Origin of the sequence: Noviherbaspirillum album, assembly GCF_035916955.1 — a bacterium.
Classification (GTDB): domain Bacteria; phylum Pseudomonadota; class Gammaproteobacteria; order Burkholderiales; family Burkholderiaceae_D; genus Noviherbaspirillum; species Noviherbaspirillum album.
This window is the reverse complement of sequence record NZ_JAWIIV010000007.1, coordinates 150,665-175,445: the sequence shown is the minus strand read 5'-3', so window position 1 is coordinate 175,445 and position 24,781 is coordinate 150,665. Positions and strand designations below refer to the sequence as shown.

The window sequence follows — 24,781 nt, the reverse complement described above, 5'->3', positions numbered from 1 at the left end:
TTTTTCATATCGAAACCTGAGGATCAAAAAGCAAAACGCCCCGGCTCACGGGGCGTTTTCATGTCTGCATCACATCGATCTGGAAGTAGTGCAGGTCTCCGTGCCTGCACAGCCCGCCAAGTCAATCAAGTCAATTCAAAGCTTCGCAGCGATCAGCTTGCCAAGGCGCTCCACGCCTTCGCGGATTTTCGCCGGCGGAACGGTGACGAAGGAGAGGCGCAGCGTGTTCTGCTCCGGCGTGTTCGCATAGAACGGCGCGCCGGGCACGAAGGCCACCAGCTGTTCGATCGATTCGTCGAGCAGCTTGCTGCTGTCGATATGCTTGGGCAGGGTCACCCAGATGAACATGCCGCCTTCCGGCTTCGTCCACGTCACCGACGACGGGAAGAACTCGGTCAGCGCGTCCAGCATCGACTGGCACTGGTCGGCATACAGCTTGCGGATGGTTGGGATATGCTGGGTGAGGAAGCCGTCCTTGATCGCTTCATACACCACCATCTGCGTCAGCGTCGCGGTATGCAGGTCGGCGGCCTGCTTGGCCTGTTCCAGCTTGCGGATCAGCGGCACCGGCGCGACCACGTAGCCGAGGCGGATGCCCGGCGTCAGCACCTTGGAGAAGGAGCCCATGTAGATCACGCCGTTCGGATTCATGGTCAGCAGCTTCTGCAGCGGCTCGCCGCGATAGCTGAGGGCGCCGTACGGATCGTCTTCGATCAGCGGCAGGCCGAGGCGCGCGCAGGCTTCGACCAGCGCGATGCGGCGCTCGGCCGGCATGGTGCGGCCGGTGGGATTCTGGAAATTCGGCAATGCATACAGCAGGCGCGCTCCCTGCGCCAGGCCGTCGATGTGCTGCGGCAGCAGGCCGTTTTCATCGGTCGGCACGGAAACGAATTCGGGACGGTAGACGGAAAAGGCCTGCAGTGCGCCCAGGTAGCTCGGCGTCTCGACCAGCACGCGGCTGCCTTCATCGACCAGTACCTTGGCCAGCAGGTCCAGGCCCTGCTGGGAACCGGATACCATCAGGACCTGCTCGGGAATGATCTTGGCGCCGTCGGTGGACAAGGAATCGGCGATCCACTGGCGCAGCGGCAGATAGCCGTCGGTGGGACCGTATTGCAATGCGACCTTGCCCTGCTTCGACAGAACGCTGTCGAAGACCGCACGCATGTGCTCGACAGGGAAGGTTTCAGGCGATGGCAAGCCGCCCGCGAATGAGATCACCTCGGGACGCGCGGTCACCTTCAGGATTTCTCGGATGGCCGAGCTCTGCAGCTGTTCAGCGCGCTCGGAGAATTGCCATTGGATCGGGGTCGGATTTTCCATTTTCATACTTGTCTCACTTGGTTGATGGCAAATGGCGCAACTCGCATTTACCGTACACGCATTCGCCTTTATTAAGACCCGCTTGTGGCGGACTTCTGTCGAACCGGCATCGGGTAGACGCCGGCCGGAATTGAGAATTGTAGTGCATGCGGCCCGGAATGGGCGGTCTTCATTTCAACTGCGGGACTTCCCTGCCCGCTGCATCGATTGGAGTTGTCCGATCGATATTGGCCGGGCCGCCTTTCGAGCTGGATTCACGCAATGATGCTGCCTTCAATGCAACTGACCGCCTGCCCGCCGAGCCAGATGGTGTCGTCCGCATGCGTGATGCGGATATGTCCGTCCCGCCCGATGCAGCGGCCCTGGCGGGCGCGGTAATCGCGCGGACCGCGCCGCTCGCGCAGGTAGAACGCGACCGCCCCGTTGCCGCTGCCGCACACCGGATCTTCAGGCGTGCCTTCATGCGGCGCGAAGGAACGCACTTCCGGGGTATCGCCATCCAGTCCGAACAGAGTGATGCCGTTGGTGCCGACCTGCAGCGCCGCTGCCGCAATGCCTTCCATCGAAGGTTTCAGCGATCGGAGAAGTTCACCGCTGGCCACTTGCCCCGTCAGCCAGACGATGCCGAGGTCAACCGCGACCGGCGTTTCCAGCAAAGGTGCGCCAATTGCCTGTTCAACCATGGAGCGTGCGCTTGCATCCACCGAACGCATGTGCGCCCGGGGCAAGGCGATTGAGATGTCATCTCCGCCTGTTCGCATGCGCACAAGTCCTACGCCGCATTCCTGCACCAGCACGCCGGGCTGCCTGGGCACATAGCCGGACGCCAGCAAGGCGTGCGCAGTGCCGATGGTCGGATGTCCCGCAAACGGCAACTCGCTTCCGGGACAGAAGATTCGCAGCCGATAATCGGCTTCCGGCGTCGTCGGCTCGCAGACGAAGGTGGTTTCCGACAGGTTGGTCCAGCGCGCGATGGCCTGCATCTGTTCAGTCGTCAGGCCGTCGCCATCCAGCACCACGGCAACCGGGTTGCCTTGATAAGGAATGGCGGTGAAGACGTCGACCTGCTTGAAGCGGCGCTGGATCATGGCGATGCCTGAATGAAAATCAAGCGAGTTCTGCGATCAGCTCGATCTCGACGCAGGCACCCAGCGGGATCTGCGCGACGCCGAACGCGGAGCGGGCATGCTTGCCCTGTTCGCCGAAGACCTCGCCGAGCAGTTCGGAGGCACCGTTGGTGACGAGGTGCTGCTCTGTGTACTCCGGTGTCGAGTTCACCAGGCTCATCAGCTTTACGATGCGCTTGACGCGGTTGAGGTCGCCGCCGCAGGCGGCCTGCAACGTGGCCATGAGGTCGATCGCGATGGCGCGCGCGGCCAGCTTGCCTTCGTCCGTCGTCATGGTCTTGCCCAGCTGGCCAACCCAGGGCTTGCCGTCCTTCTTGGCGATATGGCCGGACAGGTAGACGGTATTGCCGGTCTGCGCAAACATCACGTAGGCGGCGGCGGGTGCGGCGACTGCGGGCAGTTCAATATTGAGGGCTTTCAGTTTGTCGTAAAAGGACACGATGGACTCCAGAATAGGTGTGAGGTGAGAAGCGCATTCTAATGGTGCCCGGCGTTCAGCGCCGGATGCCCATGCGCCTGCCGACGGCGACCACCGCGACGACCGCCAGCGCGAACAGGATATTGCGCGCATCCAGCGACTCGCCAAGAATCAGCGCGGCGCCGATGAGCGTCATGAAGGGCTGCAGCAGCTGCACCTGCCCGACGCGCGCGATACCGCCGAGTGCGAGACCTTTATACCAAAAGAAGAACCCAATAAACATCGAAAATAAGGACACATAGCCGAATCCTATCCAGGCCCGGGGTGATGCCTGCACGCCATAGTTCCAGCACAGCCACAACGTGACGGGCAGCAAAATCGGCATGGACAGCAGCAGCGCCCAGCAGATCACCTGCTGCCCGCCCATCTCCTGCGACAGGCGCCCGCCCTCGGCATAGCCCATGGCCGCAGCCACGACGGCGGCAAACAAGGCAAGGTCGGCCAGGTGGAACTCTCCGCCACCTTGCCACAGCGCAAATCCGACCACCAGCGCGCTGCCGGCGACAGCGGCAATCCAGAAGCCGGTCGACGGCCGCTCGCCGAAGCGCAGCGCTCCGAACAGCGCAGTCGCCAGCGGCAGGATGCCGACCACCACCGCGCCGTGCGATGCCGGAACGTAGCGCATGGCGATAGAACTGAAGACCGGGAAACCGATCACCACGCCTAGCGCGGTCACGGCAAGCGCCCGCCACTGCCTCGGCGTCGGGCGAGGCGCGCCGATCCACCAAAGCAGTACGGCGGAGCCGATGGCGGCGACTACCGCCCGGCCCAGCGCCACCAGCACCGGGTTTAGCTCGGCCACCGCCATGCGGGTGAACGGCAGGGTCAGGCTGAAGATGCCAACGCCCACCAGCCCCAGCCACATGCCCCGGCTTTCCTGCATTGCCTGCGTTGCCTGCGTTGCCTGTGTTGTGCTTGCGCCCATGTCGACTTCCTTGAATGTGAGGGTCTTACAGCCAGATGGCGGCGGCGGAATACAGCGTCAGCAAGACCATCACCACGCAGAACAGGCGCTGCCAGCGCGGGTCCGACAGGTAGCGCCGCAGCACGGCGCCGGTGCCGGCCCAGAGGCTCACGCAAGGCAGGTTGATCGCGCAGAAGACAATGCAGAACAGGGTGATGGCGAGCCAGACCGGCTGCACCAGCGGCAGGAAGGCGGAGGCGCCGGTCACCGCCATGACCCACGCCTTGGGGTTGGCGAACTGGAACAGCGCCGCGCCGAGAAACGACATCGGTTTCGCGCTGGACTGCTCGTCCTGGCGGAACGCCATGCTGCGCAGCTGCCACGCAAGATAGACCAGGTAAGCCGAGCCCATTGCCTTCAGCACCAGGTGGATCTCGGGCACGGCAAGAATTAAACTTCCGATGCCGGCCGCGCACAGCGCCAGCAGCACGCCGAAGCCGAAGGTAATGCCGAGCATGTGCGGGATCGAGCGCTGGAAACCGAACAGGATGCCCGACGAGGTCAGCATGATGTTGTTGGGGCCGGGAGTGATCGAGGACACGAAGGCGAACAAGGCCAGCGGCAATAGCGATTCCATGGTGTTCTCCTCAACAAAGCGGTGATTGTCCGGCGTTGGCCGTGAGGATGCGGGCGAACTGGTCATGGTCGACATTGCCGCCACACAGCGGCACGCCTATTTTGCGGCCGGCCAGTCTGTCCTTCTGCTGCATCGCCGCGGCAAGCGCGGCGGCGCCGGCGCCTTCGGCGACATTGTGCGTGGCGATGTAATACAGCCGCATCGCCGCTTCGACTTCCTCGTCGCTCACAGCAACGACATCGTCCGCATATTTCATGATGACTTCGAGCGACCAGTCGTCGGGCACGCGGCAAGCCATGCCGTCGGCGGTCACGGTACCGACCGGCGACTCGATTTTGCGCTTCTGTTCGAACGACAGCTTGTAGGCGAGCGCATGGGCGGATACCACGCCGATGATGCGCGTCGACAGCCCCAGCGCGCGCCGCGCCGCGATCGCACCGCAGATGCCGGAGCCCTGCCCGATCGGCACGAACACGGTGTCGAGCCCGGGTTGCGCGTTGAACAATTCCATCCAGTAGCTGGCCACGCCGCTGACCAGGTCGGGATGGCAGGATGGAATCATGTGCAGGCGGCGTTCCTCCGCCAGCCGGATCGCATGTTCGCGGCTCTCCTGGAACTCGCTGCCATGCTCGACCAGGTTCACGCCCAGGGCCCGCATGGCGGCATTCTTTTCCCGGCTGTTGCCATGCGGGACGACGATGGTGGCCTGCAAGCCCTGGCGGCGCGCCGCGAACCCGACCGACTGCCCATGGTTACCGCGCGTGGCCGAAATCACGCCGCCGATGTTCGGTGCGCGCTGTGCCAGCGCCTCCATGTAAACCAGGCCGCCGCGTACCTTGAAGGCACCGGTCGGCGTGTGGTTTTCATGCTTGACCCAGACTTCGGTTCCCAGCGCCTCGTTCAGCAGCGGCCAGCTGTACTGCGGCGTGGCCGGCATGGTGCGGTAGACGATTTGCGCTGCGGCTTCGAGCTGCTCGCGGGTGGGCAGGGATGGAGTCATGATGGCCTTTCTTGGTTGCATTGGGTTGCTTCGGCTTGAGCGTTGGACTATGCTAATCGACAAAACCAATACAGTACCAGTACACTTTTTTAAATAATCCTGACCACTGTCACGGCAAAATGACCAATACAGCCCGATATGCGAAGACAGCCGCCCTCAGTCTCGCCGCCGCACCGGTCCTCTCCAGGGAAGCCGGCGAATCGCTGGTGGACCAGATCGTCCGCTCCATACAGGCGCGCATCGACGACAAGCTGCTGCGCAGCGGCGCGCGCATGCCTTCGATACGGCAGTTTGCCGAGACCCACCGCGTATCGCGCTTCACGGTAGTGGAAGCCTATGACCGGCTGGTGGCGCAGGGCTTCCTCGAATCGCGGCGCGGCTCCGGCTTCTATGTGCGCGAGCGCTCGCCGATGATGGCTGCCGCAGGCCATGCCCATGCCGAGGAAGCGCCGCCGCAGCGCATCGACGTGGTCTGGCTGGTGCGCAACATGTTCCGCCAGTATCCGGCGCATCGCACGCCGGGCTCCGGCCTGCTGCCGAACGACTGGCTGGACGGCGAACTGATTGCCAACGGCCTGCGCGCGATCAGCCGCCAGAACCAGAGCCAGCTTCTCCAGTATGGCAATCCGCAGGGTTTCCTGCCGCTGCGCCAGCAATTGCAGCTCAAGCTGGCGGAACTGGAAATCGCCGCCACGCCGGACCAGATCGTGACCACCTCCGGCATCACGCAGGCGCTCGATATCGTGGCCCGGCATTTCGCTCGGCCCGGCGACACGATTTTCGTCGACGATCCGGCCTGGTTCCTGATGTTCGGTTCGTTTGCCACACTCGGCGCCAACGTGATCGGCATTCCGCGCCTGCCGGACGGACCTGACATCGCCAAGCTGGCTGAACTGGCGGCGCTGCACAAGCCGAAGTTCTACGTCATCAATTCGGTGCTGCACAATCCGACCTCGACCTCGCTGTCGGCGGCCAAGGCCTTCCAGATCCTAAAAATCGCCGAGCAGCATGATTTCACCATCGTCGAGGATGACATCTATTGCGACCTGCATCCTGGCAGCTCGGTGCAGCCGGCCACCCGCATCGCGTCGCTCGACCAGCTGAACCGCGTCATCTACCTCGGCGGCTTTTCCAAGACTCTGGCCGCCAATCTGCGGGTCGGCTTCATCGCCACCACCGAGGAGATGGCCAAGCGGCTGTCGGACCGCAAGATGCTGTCCACGCTCACCACCTCCGACATCGGTGAGCGCATCGTCTACAAGATCCTGTCCGAGGGCCACTACCGCAAGCATGTGGACCGCCTGCGCGGCAAGCTTGACGGCGTGCGCGACAAGATGGTCAAGCAGCTCGAGCGAGTCGGCCTGACGATCGACATCAGCACCCCGGCCGGCCTGTTCCTGTGGGCCGATACCGGGCGCGACACGAATGTCCTGACCGAGAAGGCGATGTCCGAAGGCATCCTGCTGGCACCGGGCAGCCTGTTTTCTCCGAGCCAGCTGCCTTCGACCCGCATGCGGGTGAATGTGGCTTCGATGGGCGACATGGAAGTGCTGAGGTTTCTGGAGCGGGAATTGGGAAGAGGTTAGGGAAATTTCACCTTGGCTCGGCTCGTTCCGCAGCCAACGCATTTTAGTACGAAGAGAACTCCCCTCTCCCGCAGGCGGGAGAGGGGTGGGGGTGAGGGGAATTGCCAAGACAATCGCACTTGCAACCGCCCTCATCCCCGGCCCTTCTCCCGCCTACGGGAGAAGGGGGTTACCGTAACGCAATTGACGATCTGCAATATCAGCCCTTGAAATCCCGCACCCAGTCCCCATTTCGCAAGAATTGTCAGACCGGCATGCACCTTTACGAAGGACTGCCGTCTGCCCTTTCCACTCCCCACATTGATTCTCGAGGTGAAAATGGCCGTAGCCGAAAAGCAAACCCTGGGTTTTCAGGCAGAAGTCAAGCAACTGCTGCAATTGATGATTCACTCCTTGTACTCCAACAAGGAAATCTTCCTGCGCGAACTGATCTCCAACGCCTCCGACGCGTCCGACAAGCTGCGCTTCGAAGCGATGAACAACAACGCGCTGTTCGAAGACGATCCCGAACTGAAGATCAAGGTCACCTTCGACAAGGCGGCGCGCACCATCACCATTTCCGACAACGGCATCGGCATGAGCCGCGATGACGCCATCGAGCACCTCGGCACCATCGCCAAGTCGGGCACCAAGGAATTCTTTTCCAAGCTCTCCGGCGACCAGCAGAAGGATGCGGCGCTGATCGGCCAGTTCGGCGTGGGCTTCTATTCCGCCTTCATCGTGGCCGACAAGATCACGGTCGACAGCCGCCGCGCCGGCCTGCCTGCGGACCAGGGCGTGCGCTGGGAATCCGGCGGCGAAGGCGACTTCAGCGTCGAGCAGATCGACAAGCCGGCACGCGGCACCGACATCACGCTGCACCTGCGCGAGGGCGAGGATGAATTCCTCTCGCTCTGGAAGCTGAAATCCGTCATCCGCAAGTACTCCGACCACATCTCGCTGCCCATCCTCATGCAGAAGGAGGAATGGGACGAGGAGAAGAAGGAAACCGTGGTGCGCGACGAGTTCGAGACGGTCAACCAGGCCAGTGCGCTCTGGACCCGCAGCAAGTCCGAAGTCACCAAGGAGCAGTACGAAGAGTTCTACAAGCATGTCTCGCATGATTTCGAGGCGCCGCTCGCCTACACCCACAACCGCGTCGAGGGCCGCAGCGAGTACACCCAGCTGCTCTACATTCCGGCGCGCGCGCCCTTCGACCTGTGGGACCGCAACAAGCGCGGCGGCATCAAGCTGTACGTCAAGCGCGTCTTCATCATGGACGACGCCGAGCAACTGATGCCGGTTTACCTGCGCTTCGTCAAGGGCGTGATCGACTCGGCCGACCTGCCGCTGAACGTATCCCGCGAGATCCTGCAGGAATCGCGCGACGTCAAGGTGATCCGCGAAGGCTCGACCAAGCGCGTGCTCGGCTTGCTGGAAGAACTGGCCAATGCCGAGGAGCAGGAACAGAAGGACAAGTACGCCACCTTCTGGACCGAGTTCGGCCAGGTGCTCAAGGAAGGCATCGGCGAAGACCAGGGCAACAAGGAGCGCATCGCCAAGCTGCTGCGCTTTGCGTCCACCCACAACGACAATGATGCGCAGACCGTGTCCTTCGCCGACTATATCGGCCGCATGAAGGAAGGCCAGGAAAAGATCTTCTACGTCACTGCCGACAACTTCGCGGCAGCGAAGAACAGCCCGCACCTGGAGATCTTCCGCAAGAAGGGCGTCGAAGTCCTGCTGCTGACCGACCGCGTCGACGAATGGATGCTGTCCTTCCTGCATGAAGTCGAGGGCAAGGAACTCGCCTCCGTGGCCAAGGGCGACCTCGATCTCGGCAAGCTGGAAGACGAAGCCGAGAAGAAGCAGCACGAGGAAACCGAGACCCAGTACAAGGAACTGGTCGAGAAGATGAAGACCGCCCTGTCGGACAAGGCCAAGGATGTGCGCGTGACCTTCCGCCTGACCGATTCACCGGCCTGCCTGGTGGCGGACGAGAACGAGCTGTCCGGCAACCTGCTGCGCATGCTGAAGGCGGCCGGCCAGAACGCGCCCGAGTCCAAGCCCATCCTGGAAATCAATCCGGACCATGCGCTGGTGCAGCGCCTGAAGTACGAGGAAGCCAAGTTCGACGACTGGTCGCATATCCTGTTCGACCAGGCGACCCTGGCCGAAGGCGGCAACCTGTCCGATCCTGCGGGCTTCGTCAAGCGTCTCAACGAGATGCTGCTGGGCATGGCGGCCAAGTAAGCATGGCGGCTAATCAAGCCGCTGCGCCACGGGGCGGCGCTGATGCTGCCTTGAGCAAGACAAATCGGCAATAAAAATTGAAAGGAGCGGCGCTGACGGCCCGCTCCTTTCGTTTATCCCCGCCGCCTTCAGCCAGCAGTGCCCGGCATGCGCTCCGCAAGTCCTATTGTTTCCATCACCAGCGCCGGGTCCACCACGCCTTCGCGCGAACGGATCACGCCTTTCGAGGTTCCGACCGCCGCCACCCTGCCGCCGGCGGTGAAGGTGTGCGTCATGTAAAAGTATTTCGCATCCCAATGCGTCACCGCCAGTTCCACCTCGAACGGCTCGAACAGCTTCAGGGGCTTCTTGTAGGTCATGGTGTGGTCGGCGATCATCGGCATCCATTTGCGCTTCAGCATCACTTTCGCCAGGCCCGAACGAATGAAAAGGTCCACACGGTTCGGGTCGCAGATGGTGAGATAGCGACCATTGTTCATGTGCAGGTTGATGTCGAGGTCGTTCGGCAGGGTGCGCAGGCAAAGGCGGCTTGAAAATTCCGCGGCATCGATGCGGGGCCTGAACAGCGACGCCAGCAGCACATACAGCATCCGGAACAGCAGATTCATGCGATTCTCCAGTCCGGGGCTTACCTGAGGTTCATGGTGATGGTGGCCGTGAAAACCCGCCTGCCCTCGGTATCGAAGGCATCCACCGGCACCTCGACATTGCCGGCATGGCTCCAGTCGACGCCCGAGCCGTCGGCCACCACCCGCATGTCGGTTTTCGCCTTGGCCAGGTATTGCACGTTCATGCCGACCGGTATCCATTCCCGCCCTTCGGCGATCGACACCGTGGTCATGGTGCCGGCGGCGAGTTCAGCCGCATTGCACAAGGCAATCGCATGCACCGTGCCGATATGGTTGTGCACTTCGCGCCGGTTGGCGAAGCGCACTTCCGCGAACCCGGGGCGCAGCGCGGTGAAATCCGGCGTGATCGTCGAGAAGTATGGCGCCACCTGGGTGACCGCCTTGCTGAATACCTCGTTGCCCATCTGCTGGTACAGGGCCAGGGTTGAATTCATCTGCTGCTCCTTTGCTTGGAATGGGATCGCGACAGGAAATCAGGATTTGCCGCTGCCGCGCAGTCGCGGTATGGTTGGGGTGTGTCGGATTGCCGGAATACCGTTCTAGAATCATATTCTAGAATAATATTCTAGTCAATCCGGAATTTCATTCGTCTCGCAGAACCGGAAATGACCGTCGAAAAGAAAAGCAGAAAGCAGGAAATCCTCGATGCCGCCCTCGCCTGTTTCACCGAGCAAGGCATTGAGGCCACTACCATCGACATGATCCGTGAGCGTTCGGGGGCCAGCATCGGCAGCATGTACCATCACTTCGGCAACAAGGAAAGCATCGCCGCGGCGCTGTATGTGGCGGCGCTGACGGAGCATCATGCCTACCAGCGCGACCTGTTGAACGCTGCGACCACCGCGGAACAAGGCGTCAGGTCCATCGCCCACGCCTATGCCGACTGGGTATCCGCCAATCCGGACAAGGCTCGCTTCGTGCTCTACGGGCGCGGTGTGCTTGCACGCGGCGGCATGGCCGATGAACTGCGCGAGCAGACCCGCTCGCATTTCGAATCGGTAATGGGATGGTTCCAGCCGCACGTCGATGCCGGCCGCATCAGGAAATTGCCGATGGAACTCTACGGCTCGCTGATGACCGGTCCGGCGCACGACTATGCTCGCCTGTGGCTGTCGGGCAGGGCGAAAACCGACATCAAGGCTTATCGGGAGGTGTTCGCGGATGCCGCCTGGGCGGCCATGAAACCGGCATGATCGGTTAGGGCGAGAGTCAGCGACCGACGCGGCTAGCACCGTCCGGCTGGCCGGTCCCGGTTTGCAGCGCCGCCAGCAGTTCGCTGCCGCTGAACCGCCTCCCGTTTCCCTGCTCGGCTTCGCGGATCAGCGCCGCGATGCGGGCATTCAGCGGCGCAGTCCGGCCGTGGGCCTGCGCCAGGTGCGCCACTGCGCCGTTGAGGTAATCGACCTCGGTGCGTCTCCCGGCCTGCAGGTCTTCCCACATCGAGGAGCGTGCCTGCGGATCGATGTCGAGCATGGCGCCCGCCACCCGGAGGAACAGGAAGTCGGGCAGCCGCAGCAGCACGGGCAACAGGCCGGGCGCCACCCGCGCCACCTTTGCCGGCCTGATGCCCGCGGCCTTCAGGACCGCAAGCGCCTCGCCGATCAGCAATGCAAGACAGCGCCGATACGCATGCTGCGACAGTTCCGCCTTCAGTGGCAAGCCGGACAGCGCATTAATTGGATTGTTCAGATTCAGCAGCAGCTTGCCCCACTGTACCGGGGTGAAATCGTCGCGTTCGAGCAGGGGCAGGCCTGCGTTGCGGAATAAATCCAGCCATGGCGCCAGCCTCGGCGAGGCTTCCACCATCAGTTCGCCTTCGGTGCCTCGATGGAAACGATTGCCCGGCATCTGCACGACATTGAACGGCACCATGCCGGCCAGCACACTTCGCCCCGGCAAGGCCGCGCGCAGCACATCGGTATTGCCGACGCCGTTTTGCAGGCTGATCACCAAGGCATCGGAACGGGCATGCGCGCATATCGCCGCTGCGGCGGCGACGGTATCGGCGCTCTTGACGGTGACCAGGATCAGGCTGGCATCCTTCAGCGCATCTGCGCCTTCGCTATAGGGAATGCGGCCTGCATCGACCTCCAGGTCGGCGCCGCGCAGGTCGGTCAGCCGCACGCCTTCGCTGGCGATACGCGCATGCATGCGCGGGCGCCCGATCAGCACCGCATCGGCGCCGGCTGCCAGCAGGGAGACGCCGACATAGACGCCGATCGAGCCGGCGCCGAAGATCGCGATCTTCATCCGCGCAATGATCGCGCTGCGATCAGTATGCAATATGCATGCGGCGGTACAGGATGGCCAGCACGAACAGCGGGCCGATCAGCAGGAAGCGCAAGTCGTCGAAGAAGGATGGCTTCTTGCCCTCGATCTTGTGACCGATGAATTGCCCGATCCAGGAAACCACGAATACCGCCAGCGAGATGCTCAGCACGTGCGCCTGCGGCAGCAGCGACAGCATCCACAGCATGAAGCCGGACATCAACACCATGCCGAGCGCGAACGATACAGACAGGCGGAGATAGTAGATGAGGGAAATGATGGTGATGGCCAGCGCCGCCAGCGGGTGCAGGCTCCAGAGCAGGCCAAGGAAGGAAAAGATGATGGCCGGGATGCAGATCACATGAATCAGTTCGTTGGCGGGATTGCGATGGCTCTCACCGTACTTGTCCAGCAAGGCATCGACCTGCCGCTGCGCAATTGTTTCCATGACGGTCTCCTTGAATAGGTTGGTCAGGCGATTTTTTCAATCGCTCTTTACCATCATCTTAGGATCTCGCTGCGACATCTGCTTGAACGCAATCGTCATCTTTTGCAGTTCCGACGGCATGACGCCGAAGGTACTGCGGAAACTGCGGCTCATGTGCGCCAGGTCGGCGAAGCCGGCCTCATGGGCGGCGGCCGTCACGCTGGCGCCCCGGGCCACGGCCGCCACACCGGACAGCAGGCGCATCCACAGCAGGTAGCGCGACAGCGACATGCCCGTCTGCTGGCGGAACAGGTGGGTAAAGCGGCTCTCGGACAGATGCACTTGCCCGGCAAGGATGGCCCCGCTCGGCTCGCTGCCGGGATGGGCGGCGAGCCATTCCAGCGCGCCGGCGATGCGGGCATCGTAGGCCGGCGGCGAGTAGGCCTGCGGCACCGCGCAATCTAGCCACTGCGCGGCGGCCCGCTCGGCGCCTTCCACATCCAGCAGGCCGCGGCGCGCCGAGTCGAGCGCATGTCGAATCGAAGCGAAATGCGGCAACGCATGATATTGGGCAGGCAGCACGGTGGCTATCGCCTGCTGGCGCAGCGGCATCTCGACGAACAGGTGCGCCAGCATCGCGCCGCCGCAGTCGATCTGGTGCGCGTCATTGGGCGCAAACACCGCGGCTCTGGTTTCCAGCCAAGGCTGATCCGAGCCCCTGCGCGCGCGGAACGGTCCATCGAGCCCCAGGGTCAGCTGCACCGCGAAATGCGCATGCGGCGAGGAATCGATGCCGGGCCCGACGATGAGCGCCCTGCCGTGCCAGAGGAACATGCAGGCGCTGCCGCCGGTTTCAGCGGCCGCCGGCGACATCGATGAACGAGCCTGTGGTGTAGGAAGCCTGATCGGACAGCAGCCACAGGACGGCATTGGCTACTTCGATCGCGTCGCCGCCGCGCTTCATCGGCACGGCTTCCTTGACGCGGTCGACACGGCCCGGCTCGCCGCCGCTGGCATGGATTTCGGTGTAGATGACGCCGGGCCGCACCGCGTTGACACGTATGCCTTCGGCCGCCACTTCCTTGGCCAGGCCGATGGTCATCGCATCGATGGCGGCCTTGGATGCGGCGTAATCGACATACTCGTTCGGCGCGCCCAGCTTGGCGGCGATGGACGACAGGTTGACGATCGAGCCGCCGCGTCCGCCGCGCGCGGTCGACATGCGCCGCACCGCCTCGCGGGCGCACAGAAAGCTGCCGGTGACATTGGTGGCGAAGACGCGGGCCAGCCGACCCGCGTCCATGTCTTCCACGCGCATCTGGTGTTCGAGAATGCCGGCATTGTTGACCAGCGCGTCGATGTCGCCGAGCGACTGGTCGACCGCGCCGAACAGCCGCACGACATCCTCCTGCGACGACACATCGGCCTGCACCGCGATCGCCTCGCCGCCGGCATTGAGGATGGCCTGCACGACTTCATCTGCGGCTGCGCGATTGCCGAGATAGCTGATGCACACCGCATACCCCTGGGTGGCAGCAAGTTGGGCGGTCGCGGCGCCGATGCCGCGGCTGCCGCCGGTGATGAGGATGACCTTTCTGGACATGTTTTTCTCCCGCTGGTGGTCTTTCCGATAACGACATATTAAACCAGCGTCCGGATCGACGCCGCCCCGCCACGGTCCAGAAAGCCAGCGGCTACAATGGAGCATGCCCGTTACCCCGATCCCGCAGAGCGCCCTGCTGGCCGGTTTTCCGCCGGTCCTCGACCAATCCACGCGCATCGTGATTCTCGGCAGCTTTCCCGGCGCCGCCTCGCTGACCGCGCAGCAATACTATGCGCATCCGCGCAACCAGTTCTGGCGCCTGCTTTCGGCGGTGCTGAACGATCCGTTCGCCGGCCTGCCCTACGAACAAAGGCTCAGGCAGCTGCTCGGCCACGGCATCGGCCTGTGGGACGTGATCGCGCTGTGCGAGCGCGAAGGCAGCCTGGATGCCGATATCCGGCAGGCCCAGGCCAATGACTTCGCGGTGCTGCGCCATGAAGCGCCTGCGCTGCGTCGGGTTTGCTTCAATGGCAAGACTTCCGGAAAGTACGCGCCCTACTTCGCCGATGCAGGCTTTGAAACACTGGTGTTGCCTTCGTCTTCCCCGGCCAACGCCCAGCTTTCCTTTGAAGAAAAACTGGCGCAATGGAAGAACATCATTCTGTAGAATGACAGAAACATTTTTTCTCGTCCGTCCTGCCGACGGACGGCAGATTGCCACATCGCCATGCTCATCAAACGCAATTCCATGGAAGCGCAAGCCAACCGCAAGGCCGGCCCAGGCAAGTCGGGCAAGCCAGAGGTGGCCCCCAAGGCGCCGCGCAAGCCCAAGTTCGCTCCTATTACCCTTTCGGAACAGGACGGCGTGGTTTTCTTGCATTTCGGTACCGAATGGATACAAGGGGCGATGCGCAAGCGCAAGCCGGACTGGATCGAACTGGAATACGCGCAGCAGATGATGTCCTGGATGCTGTTCATCGAACAGCCCTCCCACGTCGCCCAGCTCGGCCTCGGCACCGGCGCGCTGACCAAATTCTGCTACCGGCAGTTTCCCGACGCCCGCGTGACGGCGGTCGAACTCAATCCTGCCGTCATCACCGTCTGCCACTCGATGTTCAAGCTGCCGCAGGAAGACGAGCGGCTGTCGATACGCGAGATGGATGCGATGGATTTCGTCACCGACCCGGCCAACCACGGCACGCTCGATGCGCTCCAGGTCGATCTCTACGACGCCACCGTGAAGGGGCCGGTGCTCGACACGCCGGAGTTTTATGAAGCCTGCGCCGCCTGCCTGAAGCCGCACGGCATCATGACCGTCAACCTGTTCGGCGACCATCCCAGCTACAACAAGAATTACAAGGCCATGCGCTATGCCTTCGCCGACACGCTGTGCCTGGCGCCGGTCCATGAAGGCAATGTGGTGGTCGTGGCGTTCAAGACCAGGCCCGAGCTCGACTTCAAGTCCTTGCACGAACGCGCCGCGCAGATCAAGGCCGCCACCAAGCTGCCCACGAAATCCTGGGTCACCGGCATGCAGACCTGGCATCAGCTGCGCCTGGACAAGCTGGAAAAACAAGGAAAGCCATGAACGCGAGACTCGAGCAATCCGGCAGCCCTGCTGCGAAGCCCGCAGCGCGGAGCATCGACCTGCAGCAGATATTCAGCTGGCTGCTCGCCGACGGCATCGTGACCAAGGCTGATGCGAAAGCGCTCTTCCACCAGGCGCAAGCCCTGCTCCGGAATGCCACTGTCACCATGCATCCGCTGACCGCCGTCGCGCAGTGCAAGCTGCAGTCGGCTGCGCCGCCGCACCGGCTGCTGACGCTGGACTGGCTGAGCGAGTGGATGGCCGGCAAGGTGAAGCTGCCGTTCTTCCGCATCGATCCGCTGAAGATCGATTTCACCAAGGTGGCTGATGTGATGTCGGCCACCTACGCGAGCCGCTTCAACATCCTGCCCGTGGAACTGACGCCCACCGACGTGGTGATCGCCACCGCCGAGCCGCTGGCCGTGGAATGGGAAGCCGAGATCGCCAAGATCACCCGGCGCAGCGTGCGACTGGTGGTCGCCAACCCGCTCGACATCGCCCAGTACACCGCGCAGTTCTTCACGCTGGCCAAGTCCATCAAGGGTGCCAACAAGTTCGGTAACCAGGATGTGTCCTTGCGCAGCAATTTCGAGCAGCTGGTCGAACTTGGGAAAACCAACAAGACGCTCGATGCGAATGACCAGCACATCGTCAATATCGTCGACTGGCTGTGGCAGTATGCATTCGAGCAGCGTGCCTCCGACATCCACCTCGAACCGAAGCGCGACCTCGGCGTGATCCGCTTCCGCATCGACGGCGTGCTGCACCAGGTCTACCAGGTACCGATCGCGGTGATGATCGCAATGACCGCGCGCGTCAAGCTGCTTGGCCGCATGGACGTGATCGAGAAGCGCCGGCCGCAGGATGGCCGCATCAAGACGCGGACCGCCGGTGGCCAGGAAATCGAATTGCGGCTGTCCACGCTGCCGACCGCCTTCGGCGAGAAGCTGGTGATGCGCATCTTCGATCCCGATGTGGTGGTCAAGACGCTGCCCGAGCTTGGCTTCCCGCCGGACGATGCCAAGCGCTGGGATGCGCTGACGGCGCGTCCGCATGGCATCATTCTCGTCACCGGCCCCACCGGATCGGGCAAGACCACGACGCTGTACACGACCCTCAAGGCACTGGCCACTTCCGAGGTCAATGTCTGCACCGTCGAAGATCCGATCGAGATGGTGGAAGGCAGCTTCAACCAGATGCAGGTCCAGCACGGCATCGACCTTTCCTTCGCCGACGGCGTGCGCGCGCTGATGCGGCAGGATCCGGACATCATCATGGTGGGCGAGATCCGCGACCTGGAAACGGCCGAGATGGCGATACAGGCGGCGCTGACCGGGCACCTCGTGCTGTCGACCCTGCATACCAATGACGCGCCGTCGGCCGTGATGCGCCTGCTCGAACTTGGCGTGCCCTACTACCTGCTGGAGGCGACCCTGGTGGGCATCATGGCCCAGCGCCTGGTGCGCACGCTTTGCCCGGACTGCAAGAAGCCGGATGGAGAATTGAACGACGATGTCTGGGCCGGCCTGGCGGAAGGATGGACGTTGCCCAAGCCAACGACCGTGTATCGCCCGGTCGGCTGTCCGGAATGCCGGCAAACCGGATACCGCGGACGCACCGGCCTGTACGAACTTCTCACGATCACCCAGCCCTTCTCGAAGCTGATCAGGGAAGAGACCGACATCCATGCGCTGCGCCGGCAGAGCATCAATGACGGCATGATGCCGCTGCGAATCGCCGGCGCGCTGAAGATCAGCGAAGGCGTAACGACTGCGGATGAAGTGCTGAAGGTCACGTCCGCGTTGACCTGAACAGGCTCATGGCATTGCCATGTGCTACGGCATCTTTAGAATCAAGTAAGAACAAAATTAAAACTTGTATTAACGTAGTATGTACTGCGCGGCACAACAACATGCAGTCCGACATTACTTGGCGGCCGATGAATAATTTTTCCACTGCCGGCCTACCAATTTCGGCGAATGTTGCTATAATGCGGGCCTCGTTGGGTCGTTAGCTCAGTTGGTAGAGCAGCGGACTTTTAATCCGTTGGTCGCAGGTTCGAGTCCCGCACGGCCTACCAGAATACGAAGGGTCTAAGTGAAAGCTTAGACCCTTTTCTGTTTGCGCAAGCTATTTGCACGCATTGTTTGCGCGCATTACATGCATCTACCGCTTGCACATCGCTCTCCGGCGAAACCTCACGAATCATCCGCCTCCATCGCGTACATGGCTCCAGGCAAGCTTACGGACCAGCCCGCTCAAAGCCTGTCCGCTTCTTTTCAGAATGTTCGGAAAATTTCAGAAATACCAGGTGTACGCAACAAGCGCGGCGCCGCCGACCGCGGCATGAAGAAGATACAGGAAGACCTGGCGGACACGCGACGATGACGACGCTGCCTTGGCCTCGCTTGCAGACACATTCGTGCCGGCTTCCTCTTCCGGAACATGCTGTTCGACGGGAATGGCCGCTGCCTGAGGCTGAGGCGCGGCGGCGCGTGGTGTAATCGGAACCGCCCTTCTCGGCATTGCCTCGGCCCGCCGCTCTTCCGCCACGGGTGCGGGAGCAGGCCGGTGCCTGGTCGATGTGGAGGCAGCATCCTGGCGTTGCTCGACGCTGATGCGGCCGGTCGTCAGCATCAGATGCAGTTCCTGTATGGTGGGCTTGCGCTGATGGACACGCTCCCACGCGCGAATGAGATTGACATGGCCCTCGCCCATCAGTGCATCGTGCAAGGCGTCGCCCATCTCACGCCCCCTGGCGACGGCCTGCTCGAGCTGCTTGTCGTGCATGCTCTCCGCCATCTCGATCAACAGCCGCATGCGCGCATGATCGCGGCACTCGCGCAAGTCTTCCTCAAGATCGTGAAATTCAATCTGCGCATCAATCTGTACCGGCGGGTCGAAAATGAACTTCGCGTCGAAGCCCCTGAGTTCGAATAGCGCCCGCACCGGAAAATCGAGCTGCAATGCTTCGCTGCTGTCGATCTGGCCGGCGCGCAGGCTTACCGGCTCCAGGAACAGGCGCGACCGGCAATAGCCGCGGAAGAACGAGGCAAACGGCTCAATATCGGCTTTCTTCAGCGAGAGCGGCTTGCTCCAGCTGTCGGCTTCGCTTGTTTCGTCAAGAGGAATCAGTGCGGATCGGATGCGCGGAATGCGCAGGACCTTGTCGATCCAGTAGTAGCGGAGGCGTTCGGCATCGCCGAGGAAGCTCCTCTGCCCGGAGTCGGCCGCAAGTGCCGCTTCGGTATTGTTGGACATACCGTCATTGCGAGACAGGCTTCGTGGCGCAGTACCTGCGCCCGTGCCGGCGAGCTTCTTTCTTTGCTCGACCGCTTCCTGGTGAATGCGATTCTGACGCTCGGTTTCCCAGTGCAGCGGATTGTCGACGACGTCCAAGGCATGCATTTCAGCCTCCGTTCGAGCCGGCGCAGAAACGCAAGGCCGGGAGAGACCATGCACAAGCACGCGTATGCACCGCCGCCTTCTTCCCGCGTATCGCGGAAAGAAGCGGCAACGACATTCGTACGCAGCGCTTGCAGATGGTCACGCCATTTGCCTCGTCAAACCAGGGCTTCCGGCGCCTGCGAAGCCATGATGATGGACGCATGCACGGGAGCGCCTGTCGCGCCGGCCTTGTCGCGCAGCAGCGTGGAGAGGATGGCGGTATCGTTAAAGCGGAAGCGCGAAAGCATGACATTGCAGCTTGCCATCTTCAGCACCTGCGCATTGCTCATGCCTGCGATCAGGTCGGCGATCTCGCCGCTGATGCCAAGCCTGAAAATGGCTTCGGCGCGATCGTCACGAATCATCTGCTGAGCGATCATAAGGTAGCTGAGATTAACATCGCGAATCTCGGACAGGTAATCATTGGCCATGTGAATCGTCCTTATCTTAATAAGCGAAAACTTCTTGCAATACTTCGAGGGTCTTAGCCATGGTGTCATCGCCGATCACACCCAGCTTCCTTATCAACCGCGCCTTTTCCAGCGTACAGATCTGATCAAGCAGGATCATTCCCTGCTTGCCCATGAACATGACGGGAATCCTGAATGGCGCCGGCATATCGTGGGTGCTCATCGGCGCCACGATCAGCGTGCTCAGGTATTCATCCATTTCTTCCGGGGATACGATGACGCACGGCCAGCGCTGCTGCGTCACACTTCCGACCGGCTTTTCGAAATCAACCAGCCAAACATCGGCGCGCTTTACCATGAAAATCCAGCATCTGCGTCATTCGTAATCAGCGGCCAGGCGATTGCCTGCTCCGCCGCGCTCGCCGCGATCTTCTGGCATGCCTCTGCCCATCCCTCGCGCGCTTTTTTCTTCGGCTTGCGAATTACGATCGTATCGTTTTCCACGTCGATATCCACTTCGCCGATATCAAGACCGGTCTGCAACAAGAACGGCTTGGGAATTAATATCCCTTGCGAATTACCCATCTTGCGTATTGCAGTCTTCATAGAAATTCCTTTAACAGAATGTACGAACATAGTACAACAAACTTCCCTTGCGGCAAATGTTTATTTAAACAATGTTCGAACTTTTCATTGGGAAATGCTACTTAGTATTTACCGATGTACATACTATGTACGAACGGCGCAACACTGGAGATGCAAGTCTTAACAAACCGCTTAAACTTCAATGATGAATTAAACAAGGGATTTAATAAGACGGCCCTTGGCGTTACGGAAAACGAGGGCCAGGAGGAGGAACGAGGACGAAGCGCAGGATCACCGCTCCGGTATGGAGCAATGATGTGATTACTTTGTTCCAACTATCAATACTTATAGAAATTATTTGGCTTGGCGTACGAAGGGCAGCCATTCTTGCCCCACATGCCGTTGCACAGTTTCCATTTACACTGTTCACGCCTGAAAATATTCGGTGCCGCTTCACATTGGGCAAGCATGACCTTGTGATTATTCGACGAAGACGGCGCATTCGACGACTGGCCGCCGCCCTGATTTTTCTGGGCGACGCGCGTCGCAGGGCGTTCCTCATTAGCACGGCGCGGCGCGCTGCCCTTCTTCTTAAGCTCATCGTCGGCCTGGCGGCGGATGCGTTCGATTTCCTGATCTTTCGCATTCTTTGCAACGGCTGTGCGTTTGGCAGGCGCGCTCGGGCCGGATGCCCGGGTATTGGCTTCCTTCACCTGCACATCTGCCGCCCCCGATCCTGCCGCTCGACCTGCAGTGGCCGAAGGAGCTGCGGGAGTCACAGCGGCAACAGGCGGAGTCTTCGCCTTCTCGGGTGCCGGAGCGGCAGCCGACGGCTGGTTTGACTGCCCCGCAGCCGCATCGTCTTCCTCGCCGCCGGCACCGGATGAGATCCCCGCTGATGACAATGACGTGGCCGGCGCGGAGGCAATCACCTCCTCGTCTTCCGCAGGCGGCTTGCCGTCATAGGGCAGTTCGCCGGGACGGATGCCCCGCACACCCTGCGTGCCTGAACTGCCAGACGCACCCAGCGAACCATCGCGCCGGATCAATTGTTCGTACGGCGGCAAGTCGGGCTTGGCGGATGCAATGCCGGGTACCGGCGAGTACGCCGCCGACTGCTGGTCGGAAGAATCGGCCCACCACGCGCCGGTCAACCCGGCCGCAGCGCCGAGCGTGAAAATCAGTGCCATATGGATTGCACGAAAACCCTTGCGCCGCCGGCTGACCACGGGCTCGCTGTACGGCGCGTATCGTGCCGCATACTCGCGCTGGAATTCCTCATAAGCCGGATTCGGGGGCAAGGGGCCGGAAGAGTATGCCGAGGCATCGAAGGCCCCGCTGGCGTGGCGCTGTTCCTGGGCGGGATGGGGATGCGACGGACCGCCCTCCTTCGAAGGATAGGCCGCACCGGCATGCGTCGATCCTGCCTGCGGCGCGCCGCGTCCAGGCGCAGAGGGATCCGGTGGGGGCATCGATGAAGAATGGCCGGTCAAGTAACGTGTCCTCCGAAGCAATGCAATAGTCGCCGTTGCAGGCAACGAAGCGGCAAAAACGTTCGCGCTCTTCCTGCTCATCGGGCCGTTGCGGTTCCCGTATGGCATGGAGGCCGCGCGGGGGTCGGTTGTATATGGCGAGGCGTTGCGGACAGCGCGCGAACGCTCGCACCGCACGCAAACCTGGACGGAATTTTCCGTTCCGCAATATGGGCACCGCATGTTAAACCAGCCTGATGAAACGGTTACTTATGTCAGGAAAGACAACGCGGCACTTCAGTGGTTCAACAGGATAGAGGAGAGGTATGAGATTTGCCACATGCCAAAGATGGAATCAATCGCACGCTTGAGTTGGCTCATATGCATCCCTATCCGAAGACACGGCGCCACGGCTGACTTCTATGACTGGCTGTGCGGGCAAGGTGCGGGATGCATCCATGGCGTAGCCATGGATGACGAACATGCGATGGCAGTTTGACCGAAGAGAAAGGAGACGAATCCACTTCGGGACGGCTTGAGCTTGCATCAGAGATTGACTTCGTGCACCACTTTCCAGGTTGCGCCTTCCTTCGTCCAGTACTGGCGCTTGCGCAAGGTGCTTCTGTTTTTTCCCACCAATGTTTCCTGGGTAAACGTACTCACGATCATGTCATCCCGGCCGGGATAGAAGAAGTGCGTCATGTCGCGCAGCGTAAGCTTCAATGCCTTGACCTTGCCGAGCGATTGCTGGTGTTTGCCGAGCCAGGCATCGAGATCCTCGCCGCGATCCGACTTGAACTGGCGGGAATAATTCTGGGCGATGCGCAGCGGGTTCAGGCTTTCGATGTCCTGGCGCCAGCCGTCGAGGATGCGCGCCGCGACGGCACGGTCATTCTCCCATTTGGTCTTGTTGACGAAATCGATGCTCTCGCTGATCACGACCGGCGTCTTGCCGATCTCGACAGAGCTGGACAGCCTGTACAGGTCGGGATTGGTGAGCACGACACAGCCGTCGGAAGATAATGGCGGCCGGCTGAAACTGTCCGACGGCGTGCCGTGCAGCCAGATGCCCGAACCGCTGCGGCCGTTGAGCTTGTCCCACTCATTCGGATAATTGATGGGCAGCGCGCCCGATCCGTAGAAGTCCGGCAGGCGCGTACCTGAGAGACGGCTGGTGATGTAATAGATGCCGACCGGGGTTTTCTGATCGCCCTCCCTGAGCTTGTTCACGCCATACTTGCCCTGGCTGATGTAGTAGTCGGTGACCAGCTTCAGCTGCCCTGCCTGGTGGGCATACACGTAAAGCCGGGAGCGCTTGGCATCGACCAGCAGCACGTGTTTCTGGTCCTCGCGCAGCTGCAGCACCTGTCGCGGGATCAGATCCGGATCGGGACGCTCGCGCAGGGACTTCAGGCGCACCATCGCTTCTTCGCGCAGATTCTTGAGCTTGTCTTCGGGGCCGATCACGGCGCCCAGCGTCGAGACGGGCCGACTGTGCATCAGCAGCAGGTCGCCGCGGATCAGGTGGCCGAGGCGGAAATTGGGATAAGCTTCGACCAGCTGATCCGCCTTTTCCAGCGCCTTGCGCAGATGATTGGCGCCGAGTTCCCTGTAGACCTCGATGAGCAGGGCTTCGGGATCAGGCTTGGAAGCGACTGCCTGCATCGCTTCCCGGATCGCAGGACTCGACGCCGCTGCGGGGCCCGACAAGCCCAGTCCCGCCGCAAGCGAACACGACAGGCCGATGACTAGGCCGCGCCGGACAAGCGGCTTATGTGATTGAAAGCGAAACATCAGCCGCCCGTGACTTCCTGCTTGATCTTCCATTTCCCGGCTTGCTTGGTCAGCACCAGGGTCTTGCGGGTGTTGGCGGTAAGCCGATCCGACAGGTAAACCTGCCGGAACTTGACGGTGGCTGTGCTGCCGTTGACGCTGACCTGCGGCGATTCGATCTTCACATTGATGCGGCCCTTGCCGACGATGCGGTTGCGGCGTTCCTCTTCCCACGCCTTGCGGGCCTGCCCGTTCGGTACCTGGAAATCGCTGCCATAGGCATTCAGATATCCCTTGACGTCCTGCGCGCTCCAGGCCTTTGCCCAGTCCTGGACGGCTTCGATCACCTCGTCGCGCCCGGCGTTGCCTTCCGGCGCCGGCTTGGCCGCCGATTTGGCTTCCTTCGAGGCGTCCTGCTTGTCTTGCTTCTCCGGCTTCACGGGAGCGGGCCTGGCGGGTTCGGGCTTCGCGGCGGCGACCTGGTCCGCAGGCTTGGCTGCCGGGGCGGGAGCCGGGGCCGGGGCCGATGGCGCGGGAGCAGGAACCGCGGCAGGCGCAGGTTTCGGTGCGGAGGCCACGATCTGTTCGTGCGGCTTCGGCGGATTCGACGATGGCTTGACATTTCCGGCGACGCCGTTGACGCTGACCAGCGAACGCATCAGCGTGAGCTTGGACTTCGCCGCGCTGTTGCCGGAGTCCAGTTGCAAGGCCTTGTCATAAGCCTGGCTCGCAAGCTTCGCATGCACATCGCCGAGGTTTTCGTAGGCGGTGGCGTACGTCGGATTGGTGCGTATCGCGGAATCGAGCGCGCCGCGCGCCTTGTCGTACTGGCCGGTCGCCGCATAGAGAACGGCGAGGTTGTTGTACGGTTCGGGAAGGGTCGGATGGTCTTCCGTCAGCTTGGCAAAGACCGCGATCGCTTCGGCGGACTTGTTCTGCTCGGCCAGGATCACGCCCTTCAGGAAGCGCAGTTGCGCATCGCGGGGCGTCCGCGCAAGAGCGGCATCGATCTTGCTCAAGGCCTCGCCGTATTGGCCGGCGCGCATGAACCTGTTGATATCGGCTGCGTCGTCCGCGATGGCGGGGGCGGCGCATAACGCGGTCAGCAGTCCTGACAGAACGATGCTTTTACTGATGGCAGGACGCAAACGGATTTTGGACATGCGACGGGGCGAGAAAATCATGATTCGATGGGTGTTATTTTGAAGCAAAAACCGGGTGCGCGATACAAGAGTTCGCGTATCCGGCCGCATTGCGAATGCCGCTACAACAGCCGGATGGTCAATGAACTGCGGCTTTGCCAGAGAGGCAACGCAGCGTCGGCGCCGGAGCGCCATCCCTGCAGCACCGCA

General features: G+C 61.8%; 25 protein-coding genes and 1 tRNA gene. 7 read left to right on the top strand and 19 right to left on the bottom strand.

From position 1 onward, the window contains the following. Positions 1 to 135: 135 nt before the first annotated feature. The 6 genes from RY831_RS10930 to RY831_RS10905 form a co-directional block, all read right to left on the bottom strand. Positions 136 to 1,329, bottom strand: coding sequence for an aminotransferase-like domain-containing protein (locus tag RY831_RS10930; RefSeq protein WP_326506366.1), 1,194 nt, complete (start codon positions 1,327 to 1,329; stop codon positions 136 to 138). Between the two features lie 248 nt (positions 1,330 to 1,577). Continuing rightward, positions 1,578 to 2,411: a PhzF family phenazine biosynthesis protein gene (locus RY831_RS10925; RefSeq protein WP_326506365.1), complete on the bottom strand. Its 834-nt coding sequence runs from the start codon at positions 2,409 to 2,411 to the stop codon at positions 1,578 to 1,580. A gap of 19 nt (positions 2,412 to 2,430) precedes the next feature. Beyond that, positions 2,431 to 2,889 (bottom strand): RidA family protein, encoded by a 459-nt coding sequence (locus RY831_RS10920; RefSeq protein WP_326506364.1) that lies wholly within the window; start codon positions 2,887 to 2,889, stop codon positions 2,431 to 2,433. A gap of 55 nt (positions 2,890 to 2,944) precedes the next feature. Further along, a complete protein-coding gene (locus RY831_RS10915) occupies positions 2,945 to 3,853 on the bottom strand; it encodes a DMT family transporter (protein ID WP_326506363.1) in 909 nt (302 codons plus the stop codon). A gap of 25 nt (positions 3,854 to 3,878) precedes the next feature. Next, complete coding sequence (locus RY831_RS10910) at positions 3,879 to 4,469, bottom strand: LysE family translocator (RefSeq protein ID WP_326506362.1); 591 nt, start codon at positions 4,467 to 4,469, stop codon at positions 3,879 to 3,881. A gap of 10 nt (positions 4,470 to 4,479) precedes the next feature. After that, positions 4,480 to 5,469: a threonine dehydratase gene (locus RY831_RS10905; protein WP_326506361.1), complete on the bottom strand. Its 990-nt coding sequence runs from the start codon at positions 5,467 to 5,469 to the stop codon at positions 4,480 to 4,482. 119 nt (positions 5,470 to 5,588) lie between these two features. Between RY831_RS10905 and RY831_RS10900 the strand changes: the two genes are divergently transcribed. Together RY831_RS10900 and htpG are read left to right on the top strand one after the other, a co-directional pair. Beyond that, positions 5,589 to 7,055, top strand: coding sequence for an aminotransferase-like domain-containing protein (locus RY831_RS10900; RefSeq protein ID WP_326506360.1), 1,467 nt, complete (start codon positions 5,589 to 5,591; stop codon positions 7,053 to 7,055). Positions 7,056 to 7,373: 318 nt separating this feature from the next. Further along, positions 7,374 to 9,287: a molecular chaperone HtpG gene (gene htpG / locus RY831_RS10895; protein WP_326506359.1), complete on the top strand. Its 1,914-nt coding sequence runs from the start codon at positions 7,374 to 7,376 to the stop codon at positions 9,285 to 9,287. Positions 9,288 to 9,415: 128 nt separating this feature from the next. Here htpG and RY831_RS10890 read toward each other — a convergent pair whose 3' ends face one another. Continuing rightward, a complete protein-coding gene (locus RY831_RS10890; protein WP_326506358.1) occupies positions 9,416 to 9,895 on the bottom strand; it encodes a thioesterase family protein in 480 nt (159 codons plus the stop codon). A gap of 20 nt (positions 9,896 to 9,915) precedes the next feature. Then, positions 9,916 to 10,350, bottom strand: a complete 435-nt coding sequence (locus RY831_RS10885) for a hotdog fold domain-containing protein (RefSeq protein ID WP_326506357.1) — start codon at positions 10,348 to 10,350, stop codon at positions 9,916 to 9,918. A gap of 171 nt (positions 10,351 to 10,521) precedes the next feature. Between RY831_RS10885 and RY831_RS10880 the strand changes: the two genes are divergently transcribed. Further along, positions 10,522 to 11,109, top strand: a complete 588-nt coding sequence (locus tag RY831_RS10880) for a TetR/AcrR family transcriptional regulator (protein WP_326506356.1) — start codon at positions 10,522 to 10,524, stop codon at positions 11,107 to 11,109. Positions 11,110 to 11,125: 16 nt separating this feature from the next. Here RY831_RS10880 and RY831_RS10875 read toward each other — a convergent pair whose 3' ends face one another. The 4 genes from RY831_RS10875 to RY831_RS10860 are packed head-to-tail and all read right to left on the bottom strand — an operon-like array spanning position 11,126 to position 14,214. Then, positions 11,126 to 12,166, bottom strand: coding sequence for a 2-dehydropantoate 2-reductase (locus tag RY831_RS10875; RefSeq protein ID WP_326506434.1), 1,041 nt, complete (start codon positions 12,164 to 12,166; stop codon positions 11,126 to 11,128). Between the two features lie 22 nt (positions 12,167 to 12,188). Further along, entirely contained in the window at positions 12,189 to 12,632 is a 444-nt protein-coding gene (locus tag RY831_RS10870) for an Mpo1 family 2-hydroxy fatty acid dioxygenase (protein WP_326506355.1), read from the bottom strand. Between the two features lie 36 nt (positions 12,633 to 12,668). Then, the gene (locus tag RY831_RS10865) at positions 12,669 to 13,445 is read right to left on the bottom strand and encodes a helix-turn-helix transcriptional regulator (protein ID WP_326506354.1); all 777 of its coding nucleotides are present in this window, start codon (positions 13,443 to 13,445) and stop codon (positions 12,669 to 12,671) included. A gap of 19 nt (positions 13,446 to 13,464) precedes the next feature. Further along, on the bottom strand, positions 13,465 to 14,214 hold the full coding sequence (locus RY831_RS10860) for an SDR family oxidoreductase (RefSeq protein ID WP_326506353.1): 750 nt from the start codon (positions 14,212 to 14,214) through the stop codon (positions 13,465 to 13,467). Positions 14,215 to 14,347: 133 nt separating this feature from the next. Here RY831_RS10860 and RY831_RS10855 point away from each other — a divergent pair, with 133 nt between their 5' ends. The 4 genes from RY831_RS10855 (at position 14,348) to RY831_RS10840 (ending at position 17,822) form a co-directional block, all read left to right on the top strand. Then, complete coding sequence (locus tag RY831_RS10855; RefSeq protein ID WP_326506433.1) at positions 14,348 to 14,821, top strand: DNA-deoxyinosine glycosylase; 474 nt, start codon at positions 14,348 to 14,350, stop codon at positions 14,819 to 14,821. Between the two features lie 60 nt (positions 14,822 to 14,881). Then, positions 14,882 to 15,742, top strand: a complete 861-nt coding sequence (locus RY831_RS10850; protein ID WP_326506352.1) for a spermine/spermidine synthase domain-containing protein — start codon at positions 14,882 to 14,884, stop codon at positions 15,740 to 15,742. Then, positions 15,739 to 17,553 carry a type IV pilus assembly ATPase TfpB gene (gene tfpB, locus RY831_RS10845; RefSeq protein ID WP_326506351.1) on the top strand — a complete coding sequence of 605 codons (1,815 nt, stop codon included), beginning with the start codon at positions 15,739 to 15,741 and terminating at the stop codon, positions 17,551 to 17,553. Before RY831_RS10850 ends, tfpB begins: the two co-directional genes overlap by 4 nt. Before the next feature lie 193 nt (positions 17,554 to 17,746). Next, positions 17,747 to 17,822 (top strand) — tRNA-Lys (locus RY831_RS10840). Between the two features lie 218 nt (positions 17,823 to 18,040). Here the strand turns inward: RY831_RS10840 and RY831_RS10835 are convergent. The 7 genes from RY831_RS10835 to RY831_RS10805 all read right to left on the bottom strand — a co-directional run bounded on the left by RY831_RS10835 (position 18,041) and on the right by RY831_RS10805 (position 24,592). Continuing rightward, complete coding sequence (locus tag RY831_RS10835; protein WP_326506350.1) at positions 18,041 to 19,150, bottom strand: hypothetical protein; 1,110 nt, start codon at positions 19,148 to 19,150, stop codon at positions 18,041 to 18,043. Between the two features lie 155 nt (positions 19,151 to 19,305). Beyond that, a complete protein-coding gene (gene flhD / locus RY831_RS10830) occupies positions 19,306 to 19,620 on the bottom strand; it encodes a flagellar transcriptional regulator FlhD (protein WP_326506349.1) in 315 nt (104 codons plus the stop codon). Between the two features lie 16 nt (positions 19,621 to 19,636). After that, on the bottom strand, positions 19,637 to 19,957 hold the full coding sequence (locus RY831_RS10825; RefSeq protein WP_326506348.1) for a type II toxin-antitoxin system PemK/MazF family toxin: 321 nt from the start codon (positions 19,955 to 19,957) through the stop codon (positions 19,637 to 19,639). Continuing rightward, entirely contained in the window at positions 19,951 to 20,205 is a 255-nt protein-coding gene (locus tag RY831_RS10820) for an AbrB/MazE/SpoVT family DNA-binding domain-containing protein (protein WP_326506347.1), read from the bottom strand. The genes RY831_RS10825 and RY831_RS10820 overlap by 7 nt, the downstream gene beginning before the upstream one ends. A gap of 317 nt (positions 20,206 to 20,522) precedes the next feature. Beyond that, positions 20,523 to 21,677 carry a hypothetical protein gene (locus tag RY831_RS10815; protein ID WP_326506346.1) on the bottom strand — a complete coding sequence of 385 codons (1,155 nt, stop codon included), beginning with the start codon at positions 21,675 to 21,677 and terminating at the stop codon, positions 20,523 to 20,525. A 525-nt stretch (positions 21,678 to 22,202) separates the two neighbouring features. Further along, a complete protein-coding gene (locus tag RY831_RS10810) occupies positions 22,203 to 23,483 on the bottom strand; it encodes a L,D-transpeptidase family protein (RefSeq protein WP_437126253.1) in 1,281 nt (426 codons plus the stop codon). Continuing rightward, positions 23,450 to 24,592: a nuclear transport factor 2 family protein gene (locus RY831_RS10805; protein ID WP_326506345.1), complete on the bottom strand. Its 1,143-nt coding sequence runs from the start codon at positions 24,590 to 24,592 to the stop codon at positions 23,450 to 23,452. Before RY831_RS10805 ends, RY831_RS10810 begins: the two co-directional genes overlap by 34 nt. Between the last annotated feature and the right edge of the window lie 189 nt (positions 24,593 to 24,781).

Excerpts from the sequence above, each read along its gene's own strand:
- RY831_RS10885 (WP_326506357.1), bottom strand. The coding sequence starts at position 10,350 with ATGAATTCAACCCTGGCCCTGTACCAGCAGATGGGCAACGAGGTATTC.
- RY831_RS10930 (WP_326506366.1), bottom strand. The coding sequence starts at position 1,329 with ATGAAAATGGAAAATCCGACCCCGATCCAATGGCAATTCTCCGAGCGC.
- RY831_RS10820 (WP_326506347.1), bottom strand. The coding sequence starts at position 20,205 with ATGAAGACTGCAATACGCAAGATGGGTAATTCGCAAGGGATATTAATT.
- RY831_RS10825 (WP_326506348.1), bottom strand. The coding sequence starts at position 19,957 with ATGGTAAAGCGCGCCGATGTTTGGCTGGTTGATTTCGAAAAGCCGGTC.
- RY831_RS10805 (WP_326506345.1), bottom strand. The coding sequence starts at position 24,592 with ATGTCCAAAATCCGTTTGCGTCCTGCCATCAGTAAAAGCATCGTTCTG.
- RY831_RS10915 (WP_326506363.1), bottom strand. The coding sequence starts at position 3,853 with ATGGGCGCAAGCACAACACAGGCAACGCAGGCAACGCAGGCAATGCAG.
- RY831_RS10810 (WP_437126253.1), bottom strand. The coding sequence starts at position 23,483 with ATGGAAGATCAAGCAGGAAGTCACGGGCGGCTGATGTTTCGCTTTCAA.
- RY831_RS10865 (WP_326506354.1), bottom strand. The coding sequence starts at position 13,445 with ATGTTCCTCTGGCACGGCAGGGCGCTCATCGTCGGGCCCGGCATCGAT.
- RY831_RS10900 (WP_326506360.1), top strand. The coding sequence starts at position 5,589 with ATGACCAATACAGCCCGATATGCGAAGACAGCCGCCCTCAGTCTCGCC.
- RY831_RS10925 (WP_326506365.1), bottom strand. The coding sequence starts at position 2,411 with ATGATCCAGCGCCGCTTCAAGCAGGTCGACGTCTTCACCGCCATTCCT.
- RY831_RS10870 (WP_326506355.1), bottom strand. The coding sequence starts at position 12,632 with ATGGAAACAATTGCGCAGCGGCAGGTCGATGCCTTGCTGGACAAGTAC.
- RY831_RS10850 (WP_326506352.1), top strand. The coding sequence starts at position 14,882 with ATGCTCATCAAACGCAATTCCATGGAAGCGCAAGCCAACCGCAAGGCC.
- RY831_RS10905 (WP_326506361.1), bottom strand. The coding sequence starts at position 5,469 with ATGACTCCATCCCTGCCCACCCGCGAGCAGCTCGAAGCCGCAGCGCAA.
- RY831_RS10860 (WP_326506353.1), bottom strand. The coding sequence starts at position 14,214 with ATGTCCAGAAAGGTCATCCTCATCACCGGCGGCAGCCGCGGCATCGGC.
- RY831_RS10890 (WP_326506358.1), bottom strand. The coding sequence starts at position 9,895 with ATGAATCTGCTGTTCCGGATGCTGTATGTGCTGCTGGCGTCGCTGTTC.
- htpG (WP_326506359.1), top strand. The coding sequence starts at position 7,374 with ATGGCCGTAGCCGAAAAGCAAACCCTGGGTTTTCAGGCAGAAGTCAAG.
- flhD (WP_326506349.1), bottom strand. The coding sequence starts at position 19,620 with ATGGCCAATGATTACCTGTCCGAGATTCGCGATGTTAATCTCAGCTAC.
- RY831_RS10880 (WP_326506356.1), top strand. The coding sequence starts at position 10,522 with ATGACCGTCGAAAAGAAAAGCAGAAAGCAGGAAATCCTCGATGCCGCC.
- RY831_RS10835 (WP_326506350.1), bottom strand. The coding sequence starts at position 19,150 with ATGCATGCCTTGGACGTCGTCGACAATCCGCTGCACTGGGAAACCGAG.
- RY831_RS10875 (WP_326506434.1), bottom strand. The coding sequence starts at position 12,166 with ATGAAGATCGCGATCTTCGGCGCCGGCTCGATCGGCGTCTATGTCGGC.
- RY831_RS10910 (WP_326506362.1), bottom strand. The coding sequence starts at position 4,469 with ATGGAATCGCTATTGCCGCTGGCCTTGTTCGCCTTCGTGTCCTCGATC.
- tfpB (WP_326506351.1), top strand. The coding sequence starts at position 15,739 with ATGAACGCGAGACTCGAGCAATCCGGCAGCCCTGCTGCGAAGCCCGCA.